The organism is Vibrio sp. D3 (genome assembly GCF_043995865.1).
GTDB lineage: Bacteria > Pseudomonadota > Gammaproteobacteria > Enterobacterales > Vibrionaceae > Vibrio > Vibrio diabolicus.
The window spans coordinates 2,015,339-2,032,865 of sequence record NZ_CP171887.1 but is presented as its reverse complement, the minus strand read 5'-3'; the positions used below and the strand labels follow the sequence as shown (position 1 = coordinate 2,032,865).

The window sequence follows — 17,527 nt, the reverse complement described above, 5'->3', positions numbered from 1 at the left end:
AAATGACTTTTGAGCGTGCATTTAACATGATTCAACAATTGCTGGTTACTTTTCCTCCGATGCTATTTGGCGCGCAAGCGCTACTGACTTTACTTCTCATCAAGGGCGATATTTGTCCGGGTCAGAGAGGCCGTCTTCATAAAATGTTGCCAGCAGTGGCGTTATTGTGGCTTGCGGTTGCTTCTCTTCGCATTGAAGCATTTATGATCGTGTTCGCTATTTTCTATTTCTACTCTCAGGTTCAAACCAAGAAAACGCGTGAAAAAGGCCCTCTTTGGGCGATGCATTTAGCGAATGGTTTGGCTTTTGCGTATGTAAGTATTCAAGCATTTGAACAGCCAAGCTGGCCTGCGTCTATTGCGATGGCAATAATGATATTTTTCCTTGGGGCGTCATTTTCTCAATTGCTTCTGACTATCGCTCGTAGCAGATTGCAGGCATTTCACCGCATTTTGCCCGTTACGGGCATTGTGTCTGGAATGCTGCTGGTAATCGCAACGCTATTTGCTTCTTACCAGTTAAATGAAGCGACATTGAGCGCCGCAACACAACCAATTTTATTGTCTTTAGCCATGCTCATTTCTTCAATCATTGTTTGGTGCTGGCATATCTTCACACATAAAAAACCGGAAAAGGTTCAACTGAGCGTCGCTCTGTTGCTCGCGCTTGCGTCAATGACGAGCCTACAAGGTTTATTCTCTCTGGCGGCTTAATCGCGAGTCGAGAAACAGAGCAATACTGCTTGTACTCAAGTCCTTTCTAGGTTGCTTGAGTATAAGGCACTCACGTTTTGGAGCGCGCTCACTTTAAATTCACGTGATTACGTCTACGCTTGTTTATATACCTTGTCGAAGAGGAGAGTCGCGATGGATTTAAGCAATGTAGGTAATTTGGACAGCATTATTTTGCTAGGTATCGTCAATGAAAAGCTACGTTTAGAGTGCGACAGTTTTGACGAGTTAGTATCGGTGTATGAAATGGATGTAGAGTCCGTTGTAGGCAAGCTTGATATGCTTGGTTATCAGTACGATCCATTGACCAACCAATTTAAAGCATATCAACGCTAAACCTTTCTTAATCCATATCCCTAAGCCATCTTGATTCCGTCAAGGTGGCTTTTACATTGTAGCCTTGCGGTTGCGAAAAAGGCTTGTAAGTAACGTTTATCTTTCTCTGAGTGACGCGTTGCAGCAAATAAGCGACGCCATAAGCCTTGGCCAAAAGGTTTACTGGTAATAAGGCCTTGGCGAGAAAATTCAGAAATCGCCCAATTTGGCAGTGCTGCAACCCCTAATCCTGCGGAGACCATTTGCACTAACATCAGAGTATTGTCGGCTTGCTTCCATTTGGCGGGTTCTACCCCCGCTGGCTGCAAGAAGTGTTTTACGACGTCTAGCCTTTGTTTTTGAACCGGATAAGAGAGCATGGTTTGATCTGCGAGATCTTGCGGATCAATAACTTCTTTTTCCGCCAGTGGGTGGTTGGTCGCGGTAATTAAGCGCATTTCAAAGTCGAACAAAGGTTCATAATGTACTTCAGAACGAGGTTGAATATCTGACGTGATAACGAGATCTAACTCGCCAGCCAACAATGCGGGTAGGGGCTCAAACCCAAAGCCGGACGAAAAATCCAACGTGACGCTTGGCCACGCTAATTGATATTCCCTTAGAGCAGGCATGAGCCATTGGAAACATGAGTGACATTCAATCGCCATATGCAACCGACCATTGACGTCTTCTTTCAAGCTTGCCAAATCATTTTCTGCTCTTGCGAGTTTGGGAAGAATATCTTCTGCAAGACGCAATAGGATTTCTCCCTCTGAAGTGAACTTCACCGGACGAGTTTTTCTAAGGAATAATTGTCCCCCAATCCGCGCCTCTAAATCTTTGATCTGGTGAGACAAGGCTGATTGAGTGAGATGCAACGCGGTCGCCGTCGCGGTTAGAGAGCCGGTGTCTCGAAGCGAAGTGAGTGTCCGCAAATGTTTTAGCTCTATCATGAATTCCTTTCATCCTTTGTTGCTCGCTATGAACAGAATAGCAATCGTATAAATAACTTAACGACAAAAAATGGATATGTAAACGTCTAGACGTCTATTTGTTGTGTTTATTTGCGAATCATGTCTCCTCATGATGAATTTTTTTAATAAACAAGTTGAATAAATGGACGTTGTTCAAACCGCAGATGAGAGCGATAGTTTAGCCATCCAGACATCTTTTATGACGAAAGATACTCTGACCCAAACAAATTGAACAAGATTGAAAAAGGAATAGGGACATGGCTACAACAACGCACGTACTAGGTTATCCACGCATCGGTGAAAAACGAGAATTAAAATTCGCTCAGGAAAAATACTGGCGCGGAGAAATTGATCAAGCAGAGCTTAAAAAGGTTGGAGCAGATCTGCGCGCTAAAAACTGGCAAACGCAAACAGATGCTGGCTTGAGTTTTACCACCGCTGGCGATTTTGCTTGGTACGATCATGTACTGACGACCACGTTGTTACTGGGTCACGTGCCAAAACGTCACGCAGACGGTTTCCCTGATTTGGATACGCTATTCAAAGTGGGTCGCGGTCAATCTCAAGCGGGTTGCGGCTGCGCAGGAGCAGCAGCATCGGATATGACTAAATGGTTCAACACAAACTACCACTACATCGTACCTGAATTTAGCAAGGACGATACATTTGAAGTGAGCTGGCCTCAACTGTTTGAAGAAGTCAACGAAGCAACCCAAGCTGGGCATAAAGTGAAGCCAGTTTTGCTTGGCCCAGTCAGTTATCTTTACTTAGGTAAAGAGGTAGAAGAAGGGTTCGATCGCCTGACGCTATTGCCTCGATTGCTTACGGCTTACCAAGCTATTTTGGCAAAGCTCGCGAGTCAAGGTGTTGAGTGGGTTCAGATTGATGAGCCAATTTTGTCACTAGAGCTTGAAAGTCAGTGGGCTGATGCGTTCAAGCTAGCGTACCAAGTGATTCGAAGCGATGTAAAAGTGCTGCTAACGACGTACTTTGACTCTATAAGCGATACGCTAGACAAAATTGTAAAGCTACCAGTGGATGGTTTACATATTGATTTATCTGCCGCGCCTCAGCAGCTTGACGACGTGGTTGCCAAACTACCGGAGGGTTGGGTGCTGTCTGCTGGCGTGGTCAACGGTCGTAACGTGTGGCGCTCGGATTTGAGTGCGCAACTTGAACGTCTACAGCCAGTAAAAGAAAAACTGGGCGACAACCTTTGGGTGGCGAGCTCATGCTCTTTGCTACATAGCCCGGTTGATCTGGAACTGGAAACAGAACTCAGTGAGGAAGTGAAAAGCTGGTTTGCGTTCGCAAAACAAAAAGTAACAGAAGTCGCCTTGCTTGGACGCGCACTCGATGGTGATCAAGATGCGATTCTCGCTTGTGATACCTACAGCCAGCCAATCAAAGCACGTAAAACGGCAACGCATGTGAATAAGCCACAAGTTCAAGCACGTTTAAACAGTATTACTGCGTCACTTGCCGAGCGCAGCGCACCTTACGCGGAGCGTGCTGCGCATCAAGCTGAAGTATTGGGCTTGCCTCTGTTGCCAACCACGACAATCGGTTCTTTCCCTCAAACGGGTGAAATTCGTGTTCAGCGCAGCGCTTATCGCACTGGCCAGTTATCTGAGTCCGACTATATCCAAGCACTAAAAGGACATATTGCGGATGCCGTAAAACGCCAAGAAGCCCTTGACCTAGATGTGCTTGTGCATGGTGAAGCTGAGCGTAACGACATGGTGGAATACTTCGCGGAGAACTTGGCGGGCTTCCAAACGACGAAATTTGGTTGGGTACAGAGTTATGGCTCTCGCTGTGTGAAACCAGCCATTGTGGTTGCCGACATTGAGCGTGAAAAGCCGATTACGGTGGAATGGTCGACGTACGCACAATCGCTAACCAGCAAGCAGATGAAAGGTATGCTGACGGGCCCGGTAACTATTTTATGTTGGACATTCCCGCGTGAAGACATTACTCGTCAAGAAATCGCCCAGCAACTGGCACTGGCACTGCGTGATGAGGTTTCTGATTTGCAAGATGCTGGCATCAATATCATTCAAATCGATGAGCCTGCGATTCGTGAAGGTCTACCGTTGAAAAAGCGCGATCACAAAGCGTATTTAGAATGGGCGGTGGATGCATTTAAGATCTCGGCAGCGAGTGCAAAACCAGAGACTCAGATTCACACTCACATGTGTTACAGCGAGTTCAATGAAATTATTGATTCAGTCACGGCGCTCGATGCGGATGTGATTACCATTGAAACGTCACGCTCAAATATGGAACTGCTTAAAGCGTTTGAAGAGTTCAATTACCCGAATGAAATCGGTCCAGGTGTTTATGACATTCACTCACCAAATATTCCGACGGAAGAGTGGATTGAAGGCTTAATCAAGAAAGCGGCAGAAAAGATTCCGGTACAACGTTTGTGGGTGAACCCAGACTGTGGTCTGAAAACACGTAACTGGGCAGAGACAGAAGCGGCATTGGCGAACCTCGTGTCAGCGGCGAAGAAACTTCGTGCTGAGCTGGCGTAAGGCACCTTTTTAGCAAATAAAAACGGAGACCGTTGTCTCCGTTTTTCTATTCTTAGCCGTTCATTTTCGTCGTTATACTATCCCGCAATAGCGGATGAATTGCTCGTATCGAAAACAACGTACTCACTGTGACTATTTCATTTGAGTACAAGTTTGCGCGGAAACCAACTCATCTGCCATCAACTGACCGCGAGAGTTACGCACTTTAATACGGTACATTAAGCCCATATCAATTTGCTTACGAACTTCCGGGTTATTGCAATAGGTGTAGATACTGGTATTCAGTACTTGATTTAACGGCTTTGCACCGAGTGCGTCATCGTTATAAATCATCATCATTTCAACAACATTTTTGTTGGATGAGACACGCATTATCTGCAGTGGACCGTATTCCAAAGGGAGACCTGCGGACAAGACTCCCGCTCGGTTTGATGCCAATAGCTCAAGCTGGCGTTGATTATCATCGGTAGATGAACAGCCCGCTAACGCACCAAATGCCAAGAAAAGACACAGTAATTTTTTCATAAATTAAAACACTTTTTTGAACGGTTTCACGATTACATTATCGTAAACACCAGCCGCTATGTAAGGATCGGCTTCTGCCCACGCTTTAGCGTCTTCTAGAGAGGCGAACTCAGCGATGACAGTCGAGCCCGTAAATCCAGCTTCTCCTGGGTTGTCAGAGTCTATCGCAGGCATAGGGCCAGCAGTAAGAAGGCGACCTTCGTCTTGAAGCTTTTGTAAGCGCTCCAAGTGTTGCGGGCGAACGCTCATGCGTTTTTCCAGCGAGTTCTCGACGTCCTGAGAAAAGATGACATACCACATAGCATAGTTCCTTAATTGGTAGGGTAAAGTGTTAATTTAACGCCTTTTTTGTGTCTCTCACAAGTGAACAACAGAAAATGTGAGATCCTTTCTAACAGTTAGCGCTGTAGGTTGACTAATTCTGAACCGGGCGTGGTTTGCCTTCACTGTCAATGGCTACGTAGTTGAAAGTCGCATCACAAACCATGAAGCGCTCGCCGACACCGTGTGCTTTTACCGGCTTGACCCATACTTCCAGATCGACACTCATTGAGGTGCGACCAATCTTAGTGCATTCGCCATAGCAGCAAACGACATCGCCAACACCTACAGGCTTCTTGAAGGTAATGCTGGACACTGAAACGGTAACAACGCGACCAGAAGAGATCTCTTTGGCCAGAATCGCACCTGCTAGGTCGAGCTGAGACATAATCCAACCACCAAAAATATCGCCATTGGCATTAGTATCGGCAGGCATTGCAAGGGTACGAAGCAGCAGTTGACCTCTCGGAGAGCTAATTTCTTGACTCATTGTGACATCCTAAATCTTAAAGGCGCTCAAACTAAGCGCCAACATAGTAAATACCTAGAACCAAAGGTCCTTAAAAAAAACGCAGACACCGGACCAGAGAAAGTTGGTTTACAGCAGCAAGAATGGTCTGAATCCGGTATGTCGTTTGATCGGTTTAGTGATACATGGAGCAAAACAGCGACCCGAAGGTCGCTGCAAAGTGCGCGGATTATAGCAAAACTGAGTTTTTAATCATCAGTCGACACATCGGATGAGTTATTTTTTTGTTCTTTTGGCATGTGTTTGTAAATGTAGAAGCCAGTCGCAATCATGTAGGCAAATGTCGCAATCAACATTCCGAATACTTTGAAGTTGACCCAAACATCCAGTGGTAGCTCGTAAGCGATATAAATGTTCAGACCAGCAAAGAATGAGAAGAAGCCGACCCAAGCCCAGTTGATCTTCGCCCAAATAGCATCAGGTAGTGAAATTTCTTTGCCCAACATGCCTTTAATGGCCGATTTCCCCATTGCGTGACTCGCTGCTAAACCGATAGCTAGAATCACATAAATGATGGTGACTTTCCATTTTATGAAATTGTCGTCGTGGAAGAAAAGGGTCATGCTGCCAAATATCGTCACGATAACGAACGTAATTAGCTGCATTTTCTCGACTTTTTTATACAGAGCATAGGTGACGACAAGCTGAATTGCCGTTGCAACGATCAGCGCTCCTGTTGCTGCGTAGATGTCGTACATCTTGTACAAAGCGAAGAAGACGATGAGTGGGATAAAATCTAGGATTTGCTTCATGGTGGCAAAATCTACCTAATTAGTGAATTGAAGACAGTCTAACGGAATCTGACAAGATGTGAATACCGTCAAGGTTAGAGGTAAGAGAAGTAATCCCCTGACTGAATGATACAACAAGCAACATTTCGCAAAGATGAAGTAGCAAATTGAAGGCATAAAAATTGCCGCGATAAAGCGGCAATTGAGTTGATAGAATTTAAGATTCAAGCAACACGTTGATATTGAGAAATAAGCGTTTTGACATCTTCTAAATAGCCTTCACGTAACAGGTTATCAACGGTTGCTTCAAGCTCTTCGAGAGACATCGTAAAGCAAGTGGATTTGCCGGTCATTAGGCTCAAATACTGATGGTATTCTTCTTCTGTATAGTGGCCTAAGCGATCGAGTAGTAGTGCTTTGATTCCATGATGAATCAAGCCGTAGTATGTGTGTCGATGAAGTAACATGGCGATCTCCTTATCAAGCTCATCCGCTAACCATTTGCAGCTTGCTTGACCCTCTGGATAATTCGATTTACTTCAGTAATGCACATCTAGTGCCAGTTTTATCTTCGCAAATTAGAAAGTGTTGGAAGTAGCAAAACTCTCATGTTGCAACCAGCGCTTGATGACGGTTTGGAGCGCATTTAACGTGGTTGGCTTTTCAAGTCTGTCATCCATGAGTTTCGCAATGAGCTCCAGCTCTTTAGCTCCAGACTCTCCAGATAGTGCGATGATAGGAACGGAAGACGCAATTTGCTTAATTCGTTGGCTTGCGTCAAATCCATTCATCACTGGCATCTGTACATCCATAAGCACCAAATCAATCTTGTGCGACTGAAATAGCTCAACAGCAGAAGCGCCATTATTTGCTTGTAAGCTGTTGACTCCCAGCCTTTTTAAGTACATTTGAACCAAAGTACGCTGCACCTCTTTGTCATCAACAATGAGCACTGTTGGTGCATCGTTACTTACTTGTACGTGTTGGTCTTTGCGAGGTTCAGAATGTGGTGCATTTACTTTCCAGCCATTGAAGTCCGGTGTTCTCAACGTCTCTGGTTTGGGTGCGTTTGGGACGACCGGGAAATACAAGTAGAACTCAGTAAATTCGTCCAATTCAGACTGGCACTCAATTCGTCCGCCAAAAGAGCGCATCACGCGTTGACAGTAGCCCAAGCCAAGGCCGCTGCCGCCACTTTTTTGATACGAGAAGAAGTCGTCAAATATCTTGTGTAAGATACTGCTATCTATGCCAGGGCCACTATCTCGGAAGACCAGAATGTTTTCGTAGGCCCCCGTTTGGCTACGAATCTCAATTTGACTATCGGGATAAGAATCAAAATAGTAGATAGCATTGCGAATCAAATTGAAAATGACAAAGTTAAACAGAGTTTCGTTTAATTTCGCGACAAAATCGTGCTCTTGGGGCAGATTGATCCTTTCAATTATTTGATCGTTTTCAAAGCCATAACGGCTGACCGCTTGATCGACAGCTTTATGTATAGACGTAATAGTTAAGGGTTCGTGCTCAGGTGAGCTGTCGCTGACTTCTCGCAAAATAATGTCGATGAGTTGGCGACCACGCTGAATCGCTGCTTCTCCTTTATCAATCTCACTCTTTAACGTCTCAAGTGAAGCGTTTGATTCGATATGCTGTTTTAAAGCTTCAAATCGTAATTGAACTTGAGCGAGAGGGTTACGCATTTCATGCGCAATAGAGTTAGCGAGCGCACGGCTTTGGCGTACTTTTCTATCGGCCTCGATGGTGCTCTGGATGCGAACTAATAAGGTTTGCAATGCTGAAATTTCTTCATTAGAAAACAGCTTATTATCCATTTTGTGTGAAGAAATCAGTAAGTGCGTAACGGACTTTCCACGACCAAAAAGAGGCATTACGAGCGCCGTATTGCTGGATCGCATACGTTCGTAGAGCTTGCGCATTGAGCCTTTAGACGAGGAGGCATAATCAATTTCTTCAGACAGTTCATCAAGCACGAGAACAGACTTGCTTGACGGTAGATAATCTTCATAAAACGTTTCGGTGTAACTGCTGGTGACGAGCTGCAATTTATTATTTGGTATATTCAGTAACGCTGCTAACTGGCGCATAGCATCATCTATTGAGCGTTTAAACTCTTCTTCTAATCCAAGAATTTGTTGAACGGGTGTATGTCGTTTCCCATAAATAAAATAGGACGCGAAACGACTGACGCGTTTGTAAAGCAAGTGCCAAGTGATACCGATGAGTGCGCATAAAGGCACCGCTACAAGCCATTGGTTATCTTCCGAGATAGGAATAAATATTGCGCCCAGCGGGAGGACGAAAATGGCACAGACAAACAGTGCGCTAACGGTTAAGTATGTGAGGTATTTAGCGCTATAAAAGCGAGAGGTAAGCAGGGCATAGCCTACAAACAACATTTCACTAATTGAAAGTGCTGGTGGTAACCAGGTTAAGGAAAAGTCACCAAGGAAGTAAGTCATTCCAAGGTGTATCACTGCAGTTGATAACATGAAGACCAAAATGCCAGCGATCATATAGTTACTTTTTGCCAGCGTGAGTTTGCTGCTGTTCGCTCGCATGGTAATCAAGTTCAGCAGGGTTAATACCACAAATGTCAGCAAACTAATAAAGAAATATGAGGTGTGGGGACCAAACTCGATCACGAACTGGCTTGGACCGCTAATGGTGACATTTTCGACAGTAAGGTTTGGTACTAAGTTGATGTAAAGCGAGTACGTTGCTAGTGCCACAAAGACGATTTTTTGCCAGGCTTTGACCGCAGTTTTTTTGATATCAGCCGCTAGCTGGCAAGAAAAATAGAACGCGAATGCAAAGGCAAAGAATGACGCCAAGTTCGCCAACTTAGCCATAAAAATACCGCCAGCGGACCCCAACTCCGGCAATAAATCGGTATGGAAGTATGCGTTGCTGCTGATCCAAACGATGATGCAACTAGAATAAGCAATGTACGGCGCATGATGCGAGCCTAAAATCGTTTCACTCTTCTGTTTTAGGCGATAGCAGTAATATAACAACCAAGCGAACACCACCAGTACAGTGGCGTATAGCGTCATTGCTTTTGGATAAAAAAGGCCGTGAAGATGAATATCAAGCATGTACATTCACCTTTTCATCAATTCTTTTTGTTCGTACGCGGTGTTTGTAGTCGCGAAACTGTATGTCTTGAAATGCTTCAACCATCATACCTAAATTCCAGAAACCGCGGTATGTCTTGGTACCGTCACCGTTAATGTCGCGGTATCCTGAGTGAAAGTAGGCCTCTAAATCAATAGATTGATAGAAATTTAACATAAATATTTGTTCAATAATGGTAAAGCTGAGCTTATAGCCTGCTTTATATAGCTCACTCATCAATGCTTTTTGTGCCAAATACAAAAAGTACAGTTTTTGTTGGATGTTGCCACCCACTGTCAGACGCAGCACTTCGCAAACCGCTTCAGTGTTTTTCAAGTGAGATTGGAACTGCGCATCAAATTCAATAAGAGTCCGTTGGCGAGTTAGAGCGTTACCTTCCCAAAGGCCTAATTGATTAAGAGTAATGTAGCCATAATCAGGAAGGCAAAACTGCCATTGCTCACTACTAAATGGTGATGAATAGCTGAGCCAGGTATTTCTTTGGTGCCAGTTTTGCACCAAAGCGGAGGAGACCATGATTGGTGTAGATGACTGCTTGAACAATAGCACAAAGTGTTGACCTTTCTGCGAGAGTGATAATAGAGGCAATATCTCAAACCATTGTTCAGTTTGGACGAAGAGCTCAAGATTGCTCAGTGTGATTGCTGCGGAAATCGGCATTAATGCAGCGTGATTTGGCAGTGTTACCTTTAGGTCGCATTCGGCAATATCTTCGATCAATATGCTTGAATAGTCGCGGTCGTCAAACGAGAGCTGAGTTGGTCTTGTCGCTTCATTTAAAGGGTGCTTTTGCTTGATCGCAGCAATCTCACATTCACACCAGAAAACCATCCAATGCGGGTAACAATCTGCGGCAACTTGTTCAAGTAAGAGCGCCTCTTCGGAGAAAGGCGTTGGATACTGCTGTACTAAATTTCGATAATCCATTAATTCAAACAGTACGGACAGACTCTTAGATGCGTATTTAGGAAAGAGGGACTTGAGAAGCTTTATTCTATACAAAGCAACTTGTTGAAAAAGAGAAGACCTTTCTTGCGGTGTAAGAGTAAGAAGAACCGTGTCAACCAGCGCCTGTTGTTTTGACTCGATCGGCAAATCTGTACTGGCGAGGGGCTCCAAAGACAGCTTAAGACTCATGATATAACCTAGTTCTGACGTTTTTTATATTTTGTAATGGTTTATATCATTTTGATAAATTTATGCTATTGGTTTCTATTTATATAGTTACGTAATGCAAGAAAAGACAAAAAAACCGCTCATAGTGAGCGGTTTTTAGTTCATTCGAGAAAGGACTAAGCTTCTTGCTTTTTAAGCTCAGCTTCTGCCGCTTCCTCTTCTATTAGCGCATCAACGATAACTGCACATGCTGCATCACCAGTGATGTTTAGTGCTGTACGAATCATATCGAAAATACGGTCAAGAGCGAATAGCAGTGGTAGACCTTCAATTGGAATGCCAGCGGCAAGAAGTACGGCAACCACTAGGAAAGAAGGACCAGGAACACCCGCTTGACCAACCGCACCCAATGTAGACGTTACGATAATTGCAATGTAAGCGCCCATACCTAGGTCGATATTGAACAGTTGAGCAAAGAAGATAGCAACCAAGCCATAGTAAATCGCATTACCTGACATGTTGATCGTTGCGCCTAGAGGCAGAACAAATGACGCGGTTGAATTTTTTACGCCCAGTTCTTTTTCACAGGTGTCCATTGTGACAGGCAGTGTTGCCATAGAAGAGGCCGTTGAAAGCGCAACAGCTTGTGGTTTTTTCATTGAAGACAGGAACTTCTTCGCTGATGTCTTGGTGAAAATATGCACCATTGCTGGGTAAACAACGAAACCGAAGATTAGGATTGCGGCAACGTAAACAACGAACAGTTTGAATACCACCATTAGTGCGCCAAAACCGAATGTACCGACTGCTTCTGCCATCAGGCCGAACACACCGATAGGGGCAATGATCATCACTTTGTTGATCATCCAAACCATTGCGTCAACGATGCAGTTAACACCATTAATGATTGGCTCACGACGCTCTTTTGCTTGCTTAGAAATTGCAATACCAAAGAACATACAGAAAACGAGGATCTGTAGGATGTTTGCTTCATTTAGTGATTGGAAAACGTTGGTTGGGATCATACCAGTGATGGTTGCCCAGAAAGTAGGTAGCTCACCTTTTGAAGCGTATTCTGCTGAGAACATGCCTTCAACGCCAGAGACGTCGATCCCCATGCCTGGTTGGAATACTTCACCCATAAATAGTGCAAGCGCAACGGCTAGGGCGGATGTTAAACCGAAATAACCTAGAGTGACGATGCCAACTTTGCCTGCTGACTGGCTGTTCCCAAGACCTGCTGCGCCAGAAATCAAGGCTACAGCGACCAAAGGAATAACCAACATTTTGATTAAGTTGATAAAGATAGCACCTAAAGGAGCGAACACCGTCGCATCATGACCCATCATGGCACCAACGGCTGTGCCCACGATCATGGCGATTACGACTTGTACGCCAATGTTGTTTAGCAAACTCTTTTCTTTTAACACTTCCATAACCTCTGTGCTAATAAAATGTAAAATCCTAAAATTACCCACTAACCAAAAATGGTTTTATGGATAATTATCTCGCCTTGCTTTTTACACTTATCGTTTACAATTGGCAATATGCAGCAAGGTATTATTGATGGATTAATCGATATTTTATTGACGAACGATAAAGTTTTGTTCAATAGCAAACGTTTGCTATTGATTTTTGTTATGCCTATTAGCTGTGTAATTGTTTTTGTTTATTTCTTTTTCTTGTTTATTTTTTGTTAACTGAGATGAGTTTTGTGTTTGCGAGCGTAGTCTGTGTCTTGCGTGACTTGGATTGATATTTATAACAATTAAGTTCTTTCAAGCTCACACTTTTACCAATTAGCTTTGTGAAATGTTAATTGTTTTACATTCTTAGTTTTGATTGCATTGTAAACATAATGTTAATCAGAAATGGGCGAGACAAATATTAAGTGCCAACATTTTAGTGTAGGGGAGTGCTCTCTCTGTTAATGCTCCCGAGCCGATAAAACGAAAATCAACAAGTAAGAGGTGAAGCGATTATGATGAATCTTGCTGCTGCATTACAAAGAAATGCTGCGAGTAAACCAGATAAGACGGCGTTGATATGTGGTGATGTCGAGATAACTTATGCGCAGTTTGATGCGATTACCGGAAAGATCGCGGCTTCTTTAATCAACAAAGGGGTCGTTCCGGGCGATCGTATTGCGCTCTCATGCCCAAACATTCCTTTTTTCGCGTTTGTTTATTATGCGATACAAAAAGCTGGCGCGGTTGCTGTCCCATTAAATGTGCTTTTGAAAGCGCGAGAAATTAAGTATCACTTAGAAGATTCAAAAGCGAAGTTTTACTTCTGTTTTGAAGGGACAGCAGAACTGCCAATGGCAAAAGAGGGGGTTAAAGCGTTTGAGCAGGCTGATATATGTGAAAGTATGATCGTGATGACTCAATCTCAAGTTGAAAACGAATGGAATGGTGTGCCAACTCTCAATGCGTTTATAGCGGATGCAGAACCATTGTCAGATTATGTACCGCGTAATGCGGATGATACTTGTGTTATTTTGTATACATCAGGGACGACAGGCTTACCAAAAGGAGCTGAACTGACGCAGCAGAACATCATAATGAATGCTCTGGTGGCACAAAACATTATGGGTAGCCAGGCCGACGATATTCACTTAGTAACTTTGCCTTTATTTCATACCTTTGGTCAAACCGTCCACTTAAATGCTAGTGTTTTGGGCGGGGCAACCTTGGTGTTAGTGCCTAGGTTTGAGCCTAAACATGTTCTTGAGCTGATGGAAAAACACAAAGTGACGTTGTTTGCTGGAGTGCCAACGATGTATATCGGCTTGCTTCATGTCCAGCACCAATTTGATACATCCTCACTACGTGTTGCTATCAGCGGTGGAGCCCCGTTGCCAACCGAAATCTTTAGATCCTTTGAGGAACAATTTAATGTCCCAATTCTTGAAGGATACGGGTTATCAGAAACAAGTCCTATTGCATGTTTTAATCATTTAGATCAGGAACGTATACCAGGATCGGTAGGTCAAGCGATTCAAGGCGTTGAAGTAAAAGTTGTCGACATTGAAGGCAATGCGCTACCGATCGGTGAAGAAGGTGAGATTGTTGTGCGTGGGCATAATGTTATGAAGGGATACCTTGACCGCCCGGAAGTTACTGAATCCGCGCTACAAAATGGCTGGTTCCATACTGGTGATGTTGGCCGTTTTGACAGTTCAGGTAATCTATTTATCGTCGATAGAATGAAAGATCTGATCATTCGAGGTGGATTTAACGTTTACCCTAGAGAAATTGAAGAAGTGTTTATGACTCATCCTGCAATCTCAATGGTAGCGGTGATAGGGATTCCAAATGAAGAGTATGGCGAAGAGATAAAGGCTTACGTTGTGCTTAAACCGGGAGAGTACATTGACGCGGAAACATTACAAAAGTGGGGCAAAGAGCAGTTAGCCTCTTTTAAATATCCTCGTTATGTTGAAATTCGTGAGCATCTCCCGATGAGTGCAACAGGAAAGATTTTGAAACGTGAGTTGAAATCTGAATTGAATGTGGCTTAGTCAATTCAATGAACTTTGGGTCACAGCGCCACTTGCCTAGAGCGAATGGTGTTGTGCGCCTGGTTACTAAGGAACAGAAGATGGCAATCTCTCGCTAGCGTGTACACATGAACTATCTGTTTACTCTATTGTTCGAGTTGTTTTATGTGCGCTTCTAAGCGTTTTGGATTGGTAATGGTCACTGAACCATATTTCAGTTCTAGCATCCCAATACTCTCTAAGTTTTTTAGTACTTTATGAACACTTTGACGAGTTAGCCCCATCATGTTGGCGATATGCTCTCTAGTCACTCTCACGACACACGGCTGAGTATTGATAGCTTGGTTGTGTTGGTATTCAGCAAGCAACAGCAACCTTCTTGCAATCCGCTCTTCGATTCCTCTAATCGCATCATCTTCGATAACAGAAATTGCAGACCATAAGCGGCGGCTAAGTAAGTCGAGAATCGTAGGGTAACTTTGAGGATATTTGGCGAGTAATTGGCGAAACTTATCACCAGGTAGTTCCAGTAAGGTCACGCCCGAATGCGCGGTTGCGCCAAAAATACGGGGCATGCCGGGAGAAAAAACATTGTCTCCAAACCAGCCTCCTGCCTCGAAAATCATTAATGTGACTTCTTTGCCTTTTGAACTCATCGAATTAATTCGTACGGCACCCTGTGCAATGACCATAAGAGAAGATTGAGGTTCCCCTTTATTGCAAATCAGTGCTTTTTCGTCGAAACAGCGAACTTTAGCTATTTGTGCTGCTTCACTAAGTCCTTTCTCGGGCAGCCCTGATAATACAGGACATTTGGCTAATAATGCTTTGACTTCTTCCATGTGCAACCTTACTGCATCCTGCTCTAGCTATTATTTGTGCTGGTTAAGTGGCAAAGTTTATCACTCTTTGATTGCTCTGCTTTAGATTGGTTTGGAAAGTGCGGGCGTTGAATAAAAAATGATATGGTATAAACGCCATACAAGAAAACGCCCGCTAAACAGAATGTTAAGCGGGCGCTATAGCGTTACATCAAATGGAAATTATTTCTGAGTGGCAGCTTTCATCGCTGACACAAAATCACCAAGTTTATCGAGCATAATTTGTGGCTGCTCGACATTCGCTTCAATGATTTTCACCACAGCTGAGCCGGAGATGGCCCCTGCTGCGCCAGACTCTATTGCTTGTTTCACCTGTGCTGGTTCAGAAATACCGAAGCCAAGCAGCGCTGGTGGTGCATCGAACTGGTTTAATCTATCTAACATGTGACCAACTGGCATATTTGCTTTTGTCTCTGCGCCTGTCACGCCAGCACGAGAAAGCAAGTAAGTGTAGCCACCACCCAGTTCTGATACTTGCTTCAGTGTTTCGTCACTGGCTGTAGGTGGTGCGATGAAGATTGGGTGAATACCAAACTTCTCTGCTGCTGCAACAAACTCTGCACTTTCATTGGTTGGTACGTCTGCAATCAAAACAGAATCGATGCCTGCTTTTGCACAGCGATCGTAGAAGTTTTCGACACCGCGTGAGTAAACTAGGTTCGCGTACATCAGAAGGCCAATAGGCAGATCTGGGTATTTAGCACGAATCTTACCAATTTGTTCAAAGCAGATATCTGGTGTAGCGCCTGAATCCAGCGCACGAATGTTAGCGCCTTGGATGGTTGGGCCATCTGCAAGCGGATCTGAAAATGGAATACCAAGTTCAAGGGCGTCTGCGCCAGACTCAACGAGGGTTTCCATGATCTTGTAAGATTGTTCTGCGTCTGGATCGCAAACCGTTACGAACGGTACAAATGCGCCTTGGTTTTTTTCGTTTAGACGCGCAAACATCTTCTCATAACGGCTCATTAAATCACTCCTTTTTCTTCTAGGATGGCGTGTACGGTGAAGATGTCTTTGTCACCACGACCAGATAGGTTTACGACCAATAGTTGTTCTTTCTCAGGATTCTCACGAGCCATGCGCAATGCATGAGCTAGAGCGTGAGAAGACTCTAGAGCTGGGATGATCCCTTCGCTGCGAGCCAGTTCTTGGAATGCCTCGAGCGCTTCGTCGTCAGTTACGTTGTCGTATTCTGCACGGCCAATTGCGTTTAGGTGTGCGTGCTGTGGACCTACTGAAGGGAAATCAAGGCCAGCGGATACCGAGTAAGACTCTTCTACTTGGCCGTTTGGATCTTGCATCAATGGCGCTTTCATACCAAAGAAGATACCCGTTTTACCATGTTTAAGCGGTGCGCCGTGTTGGTCGGTATCGATACCTTTACCTGCTGGCTCAACACCAATGAGGCGAACGCTTTCTTCTTCGATGAAGTCAGCAAACATACCAATCGCGTTTGAACCACCGCCCACACACGCGATAACGGCGTCAGGAAGACGACCTTCACGTGCCAAAATCTGATTCTTCGTTTCTTCACCAATCATGCGTTGGAAGTCACGCACGATGGTTGGGAATGGGTGAGGGCCTGCCGCTGTACCTAGTAGGTAGTGCGCATCTTCATAAGTTGCAGACCAGTCGCGCAGCGCTTCGTTACATGCGTCTTTAAGTGTCGCTGAACCTGAGTGAACCGGAATGACTTCTGCGCCCATTAGCTTCATACGGAATACGTTCGGGCTTTGACGCTCAACGTCTTTTGCTCCCATGTAAACGCGACACTTAAGGCCAAGTAGTGCACACGCTAGTGCGGTTGCAACACCGTGTTGACCTGCGCCAGTTTCAGCGATGATTTCGTTTTTACCCATGCGTTTCGCAAGCAGAGCTTGACCTAACACTTGGTTGGTCTTGTGGGCGCCACCGTGAAGCAGGTCTTCACGTTTTAGGTACAGTTTGGTTTTCGTACCTTTGGTTAGGTTACGAGTTAGAGTCAAAGCCGTTGGGCGGCCCGCATACTCTTGAAGAAGTGTCATGAATTCGCTGCGGAATTCTGGATCTTCTTGCGCGTCGATAAACGCTTGCTCTAGTTGCTCCAATGCAGGAACTAGAATTTGCGGAACGTACTGACCGCCGTATTCGCCAAAGTAGGCATTCAGTTTTGCCATCGTTATATTCCTTCTCGTATTTTTCGCTACGAATAGCTTTAAAT

General features: G+C 44.5%; 16 protein-coding genes. 4 read left to right on the top strand and 12 right to left on the bottom strand.

Annotated elements, in window-relative coordinates:
* Positions 1 to 2: 2 nt before the first annotated feature.
* Both ACHFJ9_RS17405 and ACHFJ9_RS17400 read left to right on the top strand, forming a co-directional pair.
* Positions 3 to 713: a hypothetical protein gene (locus ACHFJ9_RS17405; protein ID WP_012841615.1), complete on the top strand. Its 711-nt coding sequence runs from the start codon at positions 3 to 5 to the stop codon at positions 711 to 713.
* A 153-nt stretch (positions 714 to 866) separates the two neighbouring features.
* Positions 867 to 1,067, top strand: a complete 201-nt coding sequence (locus ACHFJ9_RS17400; protein WP_005392843.1) for a DUF4250 domain-containing protein — start codon at positions 867 to 869, stop codon at positions 1,065 to 1,067.
* Between the two features lie 20 nt (positions 1,068 to 1,087).
* Here the strand turns inward: ACHFJ9_RS17400 and metR are convergent, their stop codons facing one another.
* Entirely contained in the window at positions 1,088 to 1,999 is a 912-nt protein-coding gene (gene metR, locus ACHFJ9_RS17395; RefSeq protein WP_005392844.1) for an HTH-type transcriptional regulator MetR, read from the bottom strand.
* A gap of 278 nt (positions 2,000 to 2,277) precedes the next feature.
* Here metR and metE point away from each other — a divergent pair, with 278 nt between their 5' ends.
* The gene (gene metE / locus ACHFJ9_RS17390; protein WP_395355689.1) at positions 2,278 to 4,560 is read left to right on the top strand and encodes a 5-methyltetrahydropteroyltriglutamate--homocysteine S-methyltransferase; all 2,283 of its coding nucleotides are present in this window, start codon (positions 2,278 to 2,280) and stop codon (positions 4,558 to 4,560) included.
* Between the two features lie 132 nt (positions 4,561 to 4,692).
* On the opposite strand, the gene gspS2 is transcribed toward metE, so the two are convergent.
* From gspS2 to ACHFJ9_RS17350, 8 genes are all read right to left on the bottom strand, one after another.
* Entirely contained in the window at positions 4,693 to 5,085 is a 393-nt protein-coding gene (gene gspS2 / locus ACHFJ9_RS17385; RefSeq protein WP_048625727.1) for a GspS/AspS pilotin family protein, read from the bottom strand.
* A 3-nt stretch (positions 5,086 to 5,088) separates the two neighbouring features.
* Positions 5,089 to 5,385, bottom strand: coding sequence for a YciI family protein (locus ACHFJ9_RS17380; protein ID WP_395355687.1), 297 nt, complete (start codon positions 5,383 to 5,385; stop codon positions 5,089 to 5,091).
* Between the two features lie 115 nt (positions 5,386 to 5,500).
* The gene (gene yciA, locus ACHFJ9_RS17375; RefSeq protein WP_005392848.1) at positions 5,501 to 5,896 is read right to left on the bottom strand and encodes an acyl-CoA thioester hydrolase YciA; all 396 of its coding nucleotides are present in this window, start codon (positions 5,894 to 5,896) and stop codon (positions 5,501 to 5,503) included.
* A 227-nt stretch (positions 5,897 to 6,123) separates the two neighbouring features.
* Positions 6,124 to 6,687, bottom strand: coding sequence for a septation protein A (locus tag ACHFJ9_RS17370; RefSeq protein ID WP_005392849.1), 564 nt, complete (start codon positions 6,685 to 6,687; stop codon positions 6,124 to 6,126).
* Positions 6,688 to 6,890: 203 nt separating this feature from the next.
* On the bottom strand, positions 6,891 to 7,133 hold the full coding sequence (locus tag ACHFJ9_RS17365; RefSeq protein ID WP_005392851.1) for a hypothetical protein: 243 nt from the start codon (positions 7,131 to 7,133) through the stop codon (positions 6,891 to 6,893).
* 111 nt (positions 7,134 to 7,244) lie between these two features.
* Positions 7,245 to 9,785 carry a response regulator gene (locus ACHFJ9_RS17360; RefSeq protein WP_395194165.1) on the bottom strand — a complete coding sequence of 847 codons (2,541 nt, stop codon included), beginning with the start codon at positions 9,783 to 9,785 and terminating at the stop codon, positions 7,245 to 7,247.
* Positions 9,778 to 10,962, bottom strand: coding sequence for an acyl-homoserine-lactone synthase (locus tag ACHFJ9_RS17355; RefSeq protein ID WP_395355683.1), 1,185 nt, complete (start codon positions 10,960 to 10,962; stop codon positions 9,778 to 9,780). The genes ACHFJ9_RS17360 and ACHFJ9_RS17355 overlap by 8 nt, the downstream gene beginning before the upstream one ends.
* Positions 10,963 to 11,117: 155 nt before the next feature.
* Positions 11,118 to 12,377 carry a dicarboxylate/amino acid:cation symporter gene (locus tag ACHFJ9_RS17350; RefSeq protein WP_012841620.1) on the bottom strand — a complete coding sequence of 420 codons (1,260 nt, stop codon included), beginning with the start codon at positions 12,375 to 12,377 and terminating at the stop codon, positions 11,118 to 11,120.
* 545 nt (positions 12,378 to 12,922) lie between these two features.
* On the opposite strand from ACHFJ9_RS17350, the gene ACHFJ9_RS17345 reads away from it, so the two are divergent.
* The gene (locus ACHFJ9_RS17345) at positions 12,923 to 14,464 is read left to right on the top strand and encodes a long-chain fatty acid--CoA ligase (RefSeq protein ID WP_367001741.1); all 1,542 of its coding nucleotides are present in this window, start codon (positions 12,923 to 12,925) and stop codon (positions 14,462 to 14,464) included.
* A 125-nt stretch (positions 14,465 to 14,589) separates the two neighbouring features.
* On the opposite strand, the gene ACHFJ9_RS17340 is transcribed toward ACHFJ9_RS17345, so the two are convergent.
* The 3 genes from ACHFJ9_RS17340 to trpB all read right to left on the bottom strand — a co-directional run bounded on the left by ACHFJ9_RS17340 (position 14,590) and on the right by trpB (position 17,483).
* The gene (locus ACHFJ9_RS17340) at positions 14,590 to 15,285 is read right to left on the bottom strand and encodes a Crp/Fnr family transcriptional regulator (RefSeq protein ID WP_006743300.1); all 696 of its coding nucleotides are present in this window, start codon (positions 15,283 to 15,285) and stop codon (positions 14,590 to 14,592) included.
* Between the two features lie 201 nt (positions 15,286 to 15,486).
* The gene (gene trpA / locus ACHFJ9_RS17335) at positions 15,487 to 16,293 is read right to left on the bottom strand and encodes a tryptophan synthase subunit alpha (protein ID WP_395355680.1); all 807 of its coding nucleotides are present in this window, start codon (positions 16,291 to 16,293) and stop codon (positions 15,487 to 15,489) included.
* The gene (gene trpB / locus ACHFJ9_RS17330; protein ID WP_005394827.1) at positions 16,293 to 17,483 is read right to left on the bottom strand and encodes a tryptophan synthase subunit beta; all 1,191 of its coding nucleotides are present in this window, start codon (positions 17,481 to 17,483) and stop codon (positions 16,293 to 16,295) included. The genes trpA and trpB overlap by 1 nt, the downstream gene beginning before the upstream one ends.
* Between the last annotated feature and the right edge of the window lie 44 nt (positions 17,484 to 17,527).

Excerpts from the sequence above, each read along its gene's own strand:
- ACHFJ9_RS17405 (WP_012841615.1), top strand. The coding sequence starts at position 3 with ATGACTTTTGAGCGTGCATTTAACATGATTCAACAATTGCTGGTTACT.
- ACHFJ9_RS17400 (WP_005392843.1), top strand. The coding sequence starts at position 867 with ATGGATTTAAGCAATGTAGGTAATTTGGACAGCATTATTTTGCTAGGT.
- metR (WP_005392844.1), bottom strand. The coding sequence starts at position 1,999 with ATGATAGAGCTAAAACATTTGCGGACACTCACTTCGCTTCGAGACACC.
- metE (WP_395355689.1), top strand. The coding sequence starts at position 2,278 with ATGGCTACAACAACGCACGTACTAGGTTATCCACGCATCGGTGAAAAA.
- gspS2 (WP_048625727.1), bottom strand. The coding sequence starts at position 5,085 with ATGAAAAAATTACTGTGTCTTTTCTTGGCATTTGGTGCGTTAGCGGGC.
- ACHFJ9_RS17380 (WP_395355687.1), bottom strand. The coding sequence starts at position 5,385 with ATGTGGTATGTCATCTTTTCTCAGGACGTCGAGAACTCGCTGGAAAAA.
- yciA (WP_005392848.1), bottom strand. The coding sequence starts at position 5,896 with ATGAGTCAAGAAATTAGCTCTCCGAGAGGTCAACTGCTGCTTCGTACC.
- ACHFJ9_RS17370 (WP_005392849.1), bottom strand. The coding sequence starts at position 6,687 with ATGAAGCAAATCCTAGATTTTATCCCACTCATCGTCTTCTTCGCTTTG.
- ACHFJ9_RS17365 (WP_005392851.1), bottom strand. The coding sequence starts at position 7,133 with ATGTTACTTCATCGACACACATACTACGGCTTGATTCATCATGGAATC.
- ACHFJ9_RS17360 (WP_395194165.1), bottom strand. The coding sequence starts at position 9,785 with ATGCTTGATATTCATCTTCACGGCCTTTTTTATCCAAAAGCAATGACG.
- ACHFJ9_RS17355 (WP_395355683.1), bottom strand. The coding sequence starts at position 10,962 with ATGAGTCTTAAGCTGTCTTTGGAGCCCCTCGCCAGTACAGATTTGCCG.
- ACHFJ9_RS17350 (WP_012841620.1), bottom strand. The coding sequence starts at position 12,377 with ATGGAAGTGTTAAAAGAAAAGAGTTTGCTAAACAACATTGGCGTACAA.
- ACHFJ9_RS17345 (WP_367001741.1), top strand. The coding sequence starts at position 12,923 with ATGATGAATCTTGCTGCTGCATTACAAAGAAATGCTGCGAGTAAACCA.
- ACHFJ9_RS17340 (WP_006743300.1), bottom strand. The coding sequence starts at position 15,285 with ATGGAAGAAGTCAAAGCATTATTAGCCAAATGTCCTGTATTATCAGGG.
- trpA (WP_395355680.1), bottom strand. The coding sequence starts at position 16,293 with ATGAGCCGTTATGAGAAGATGTTTGCGCGTCTAAACGAAAAAAACCAA.
- trpB (WP_005394827.1), bottom strand. The coding sequence starts at position 17,483 with ATGGCAAAACTGAATGCCTACTTTGGCGAATACGGCGGTCAGTACGTT.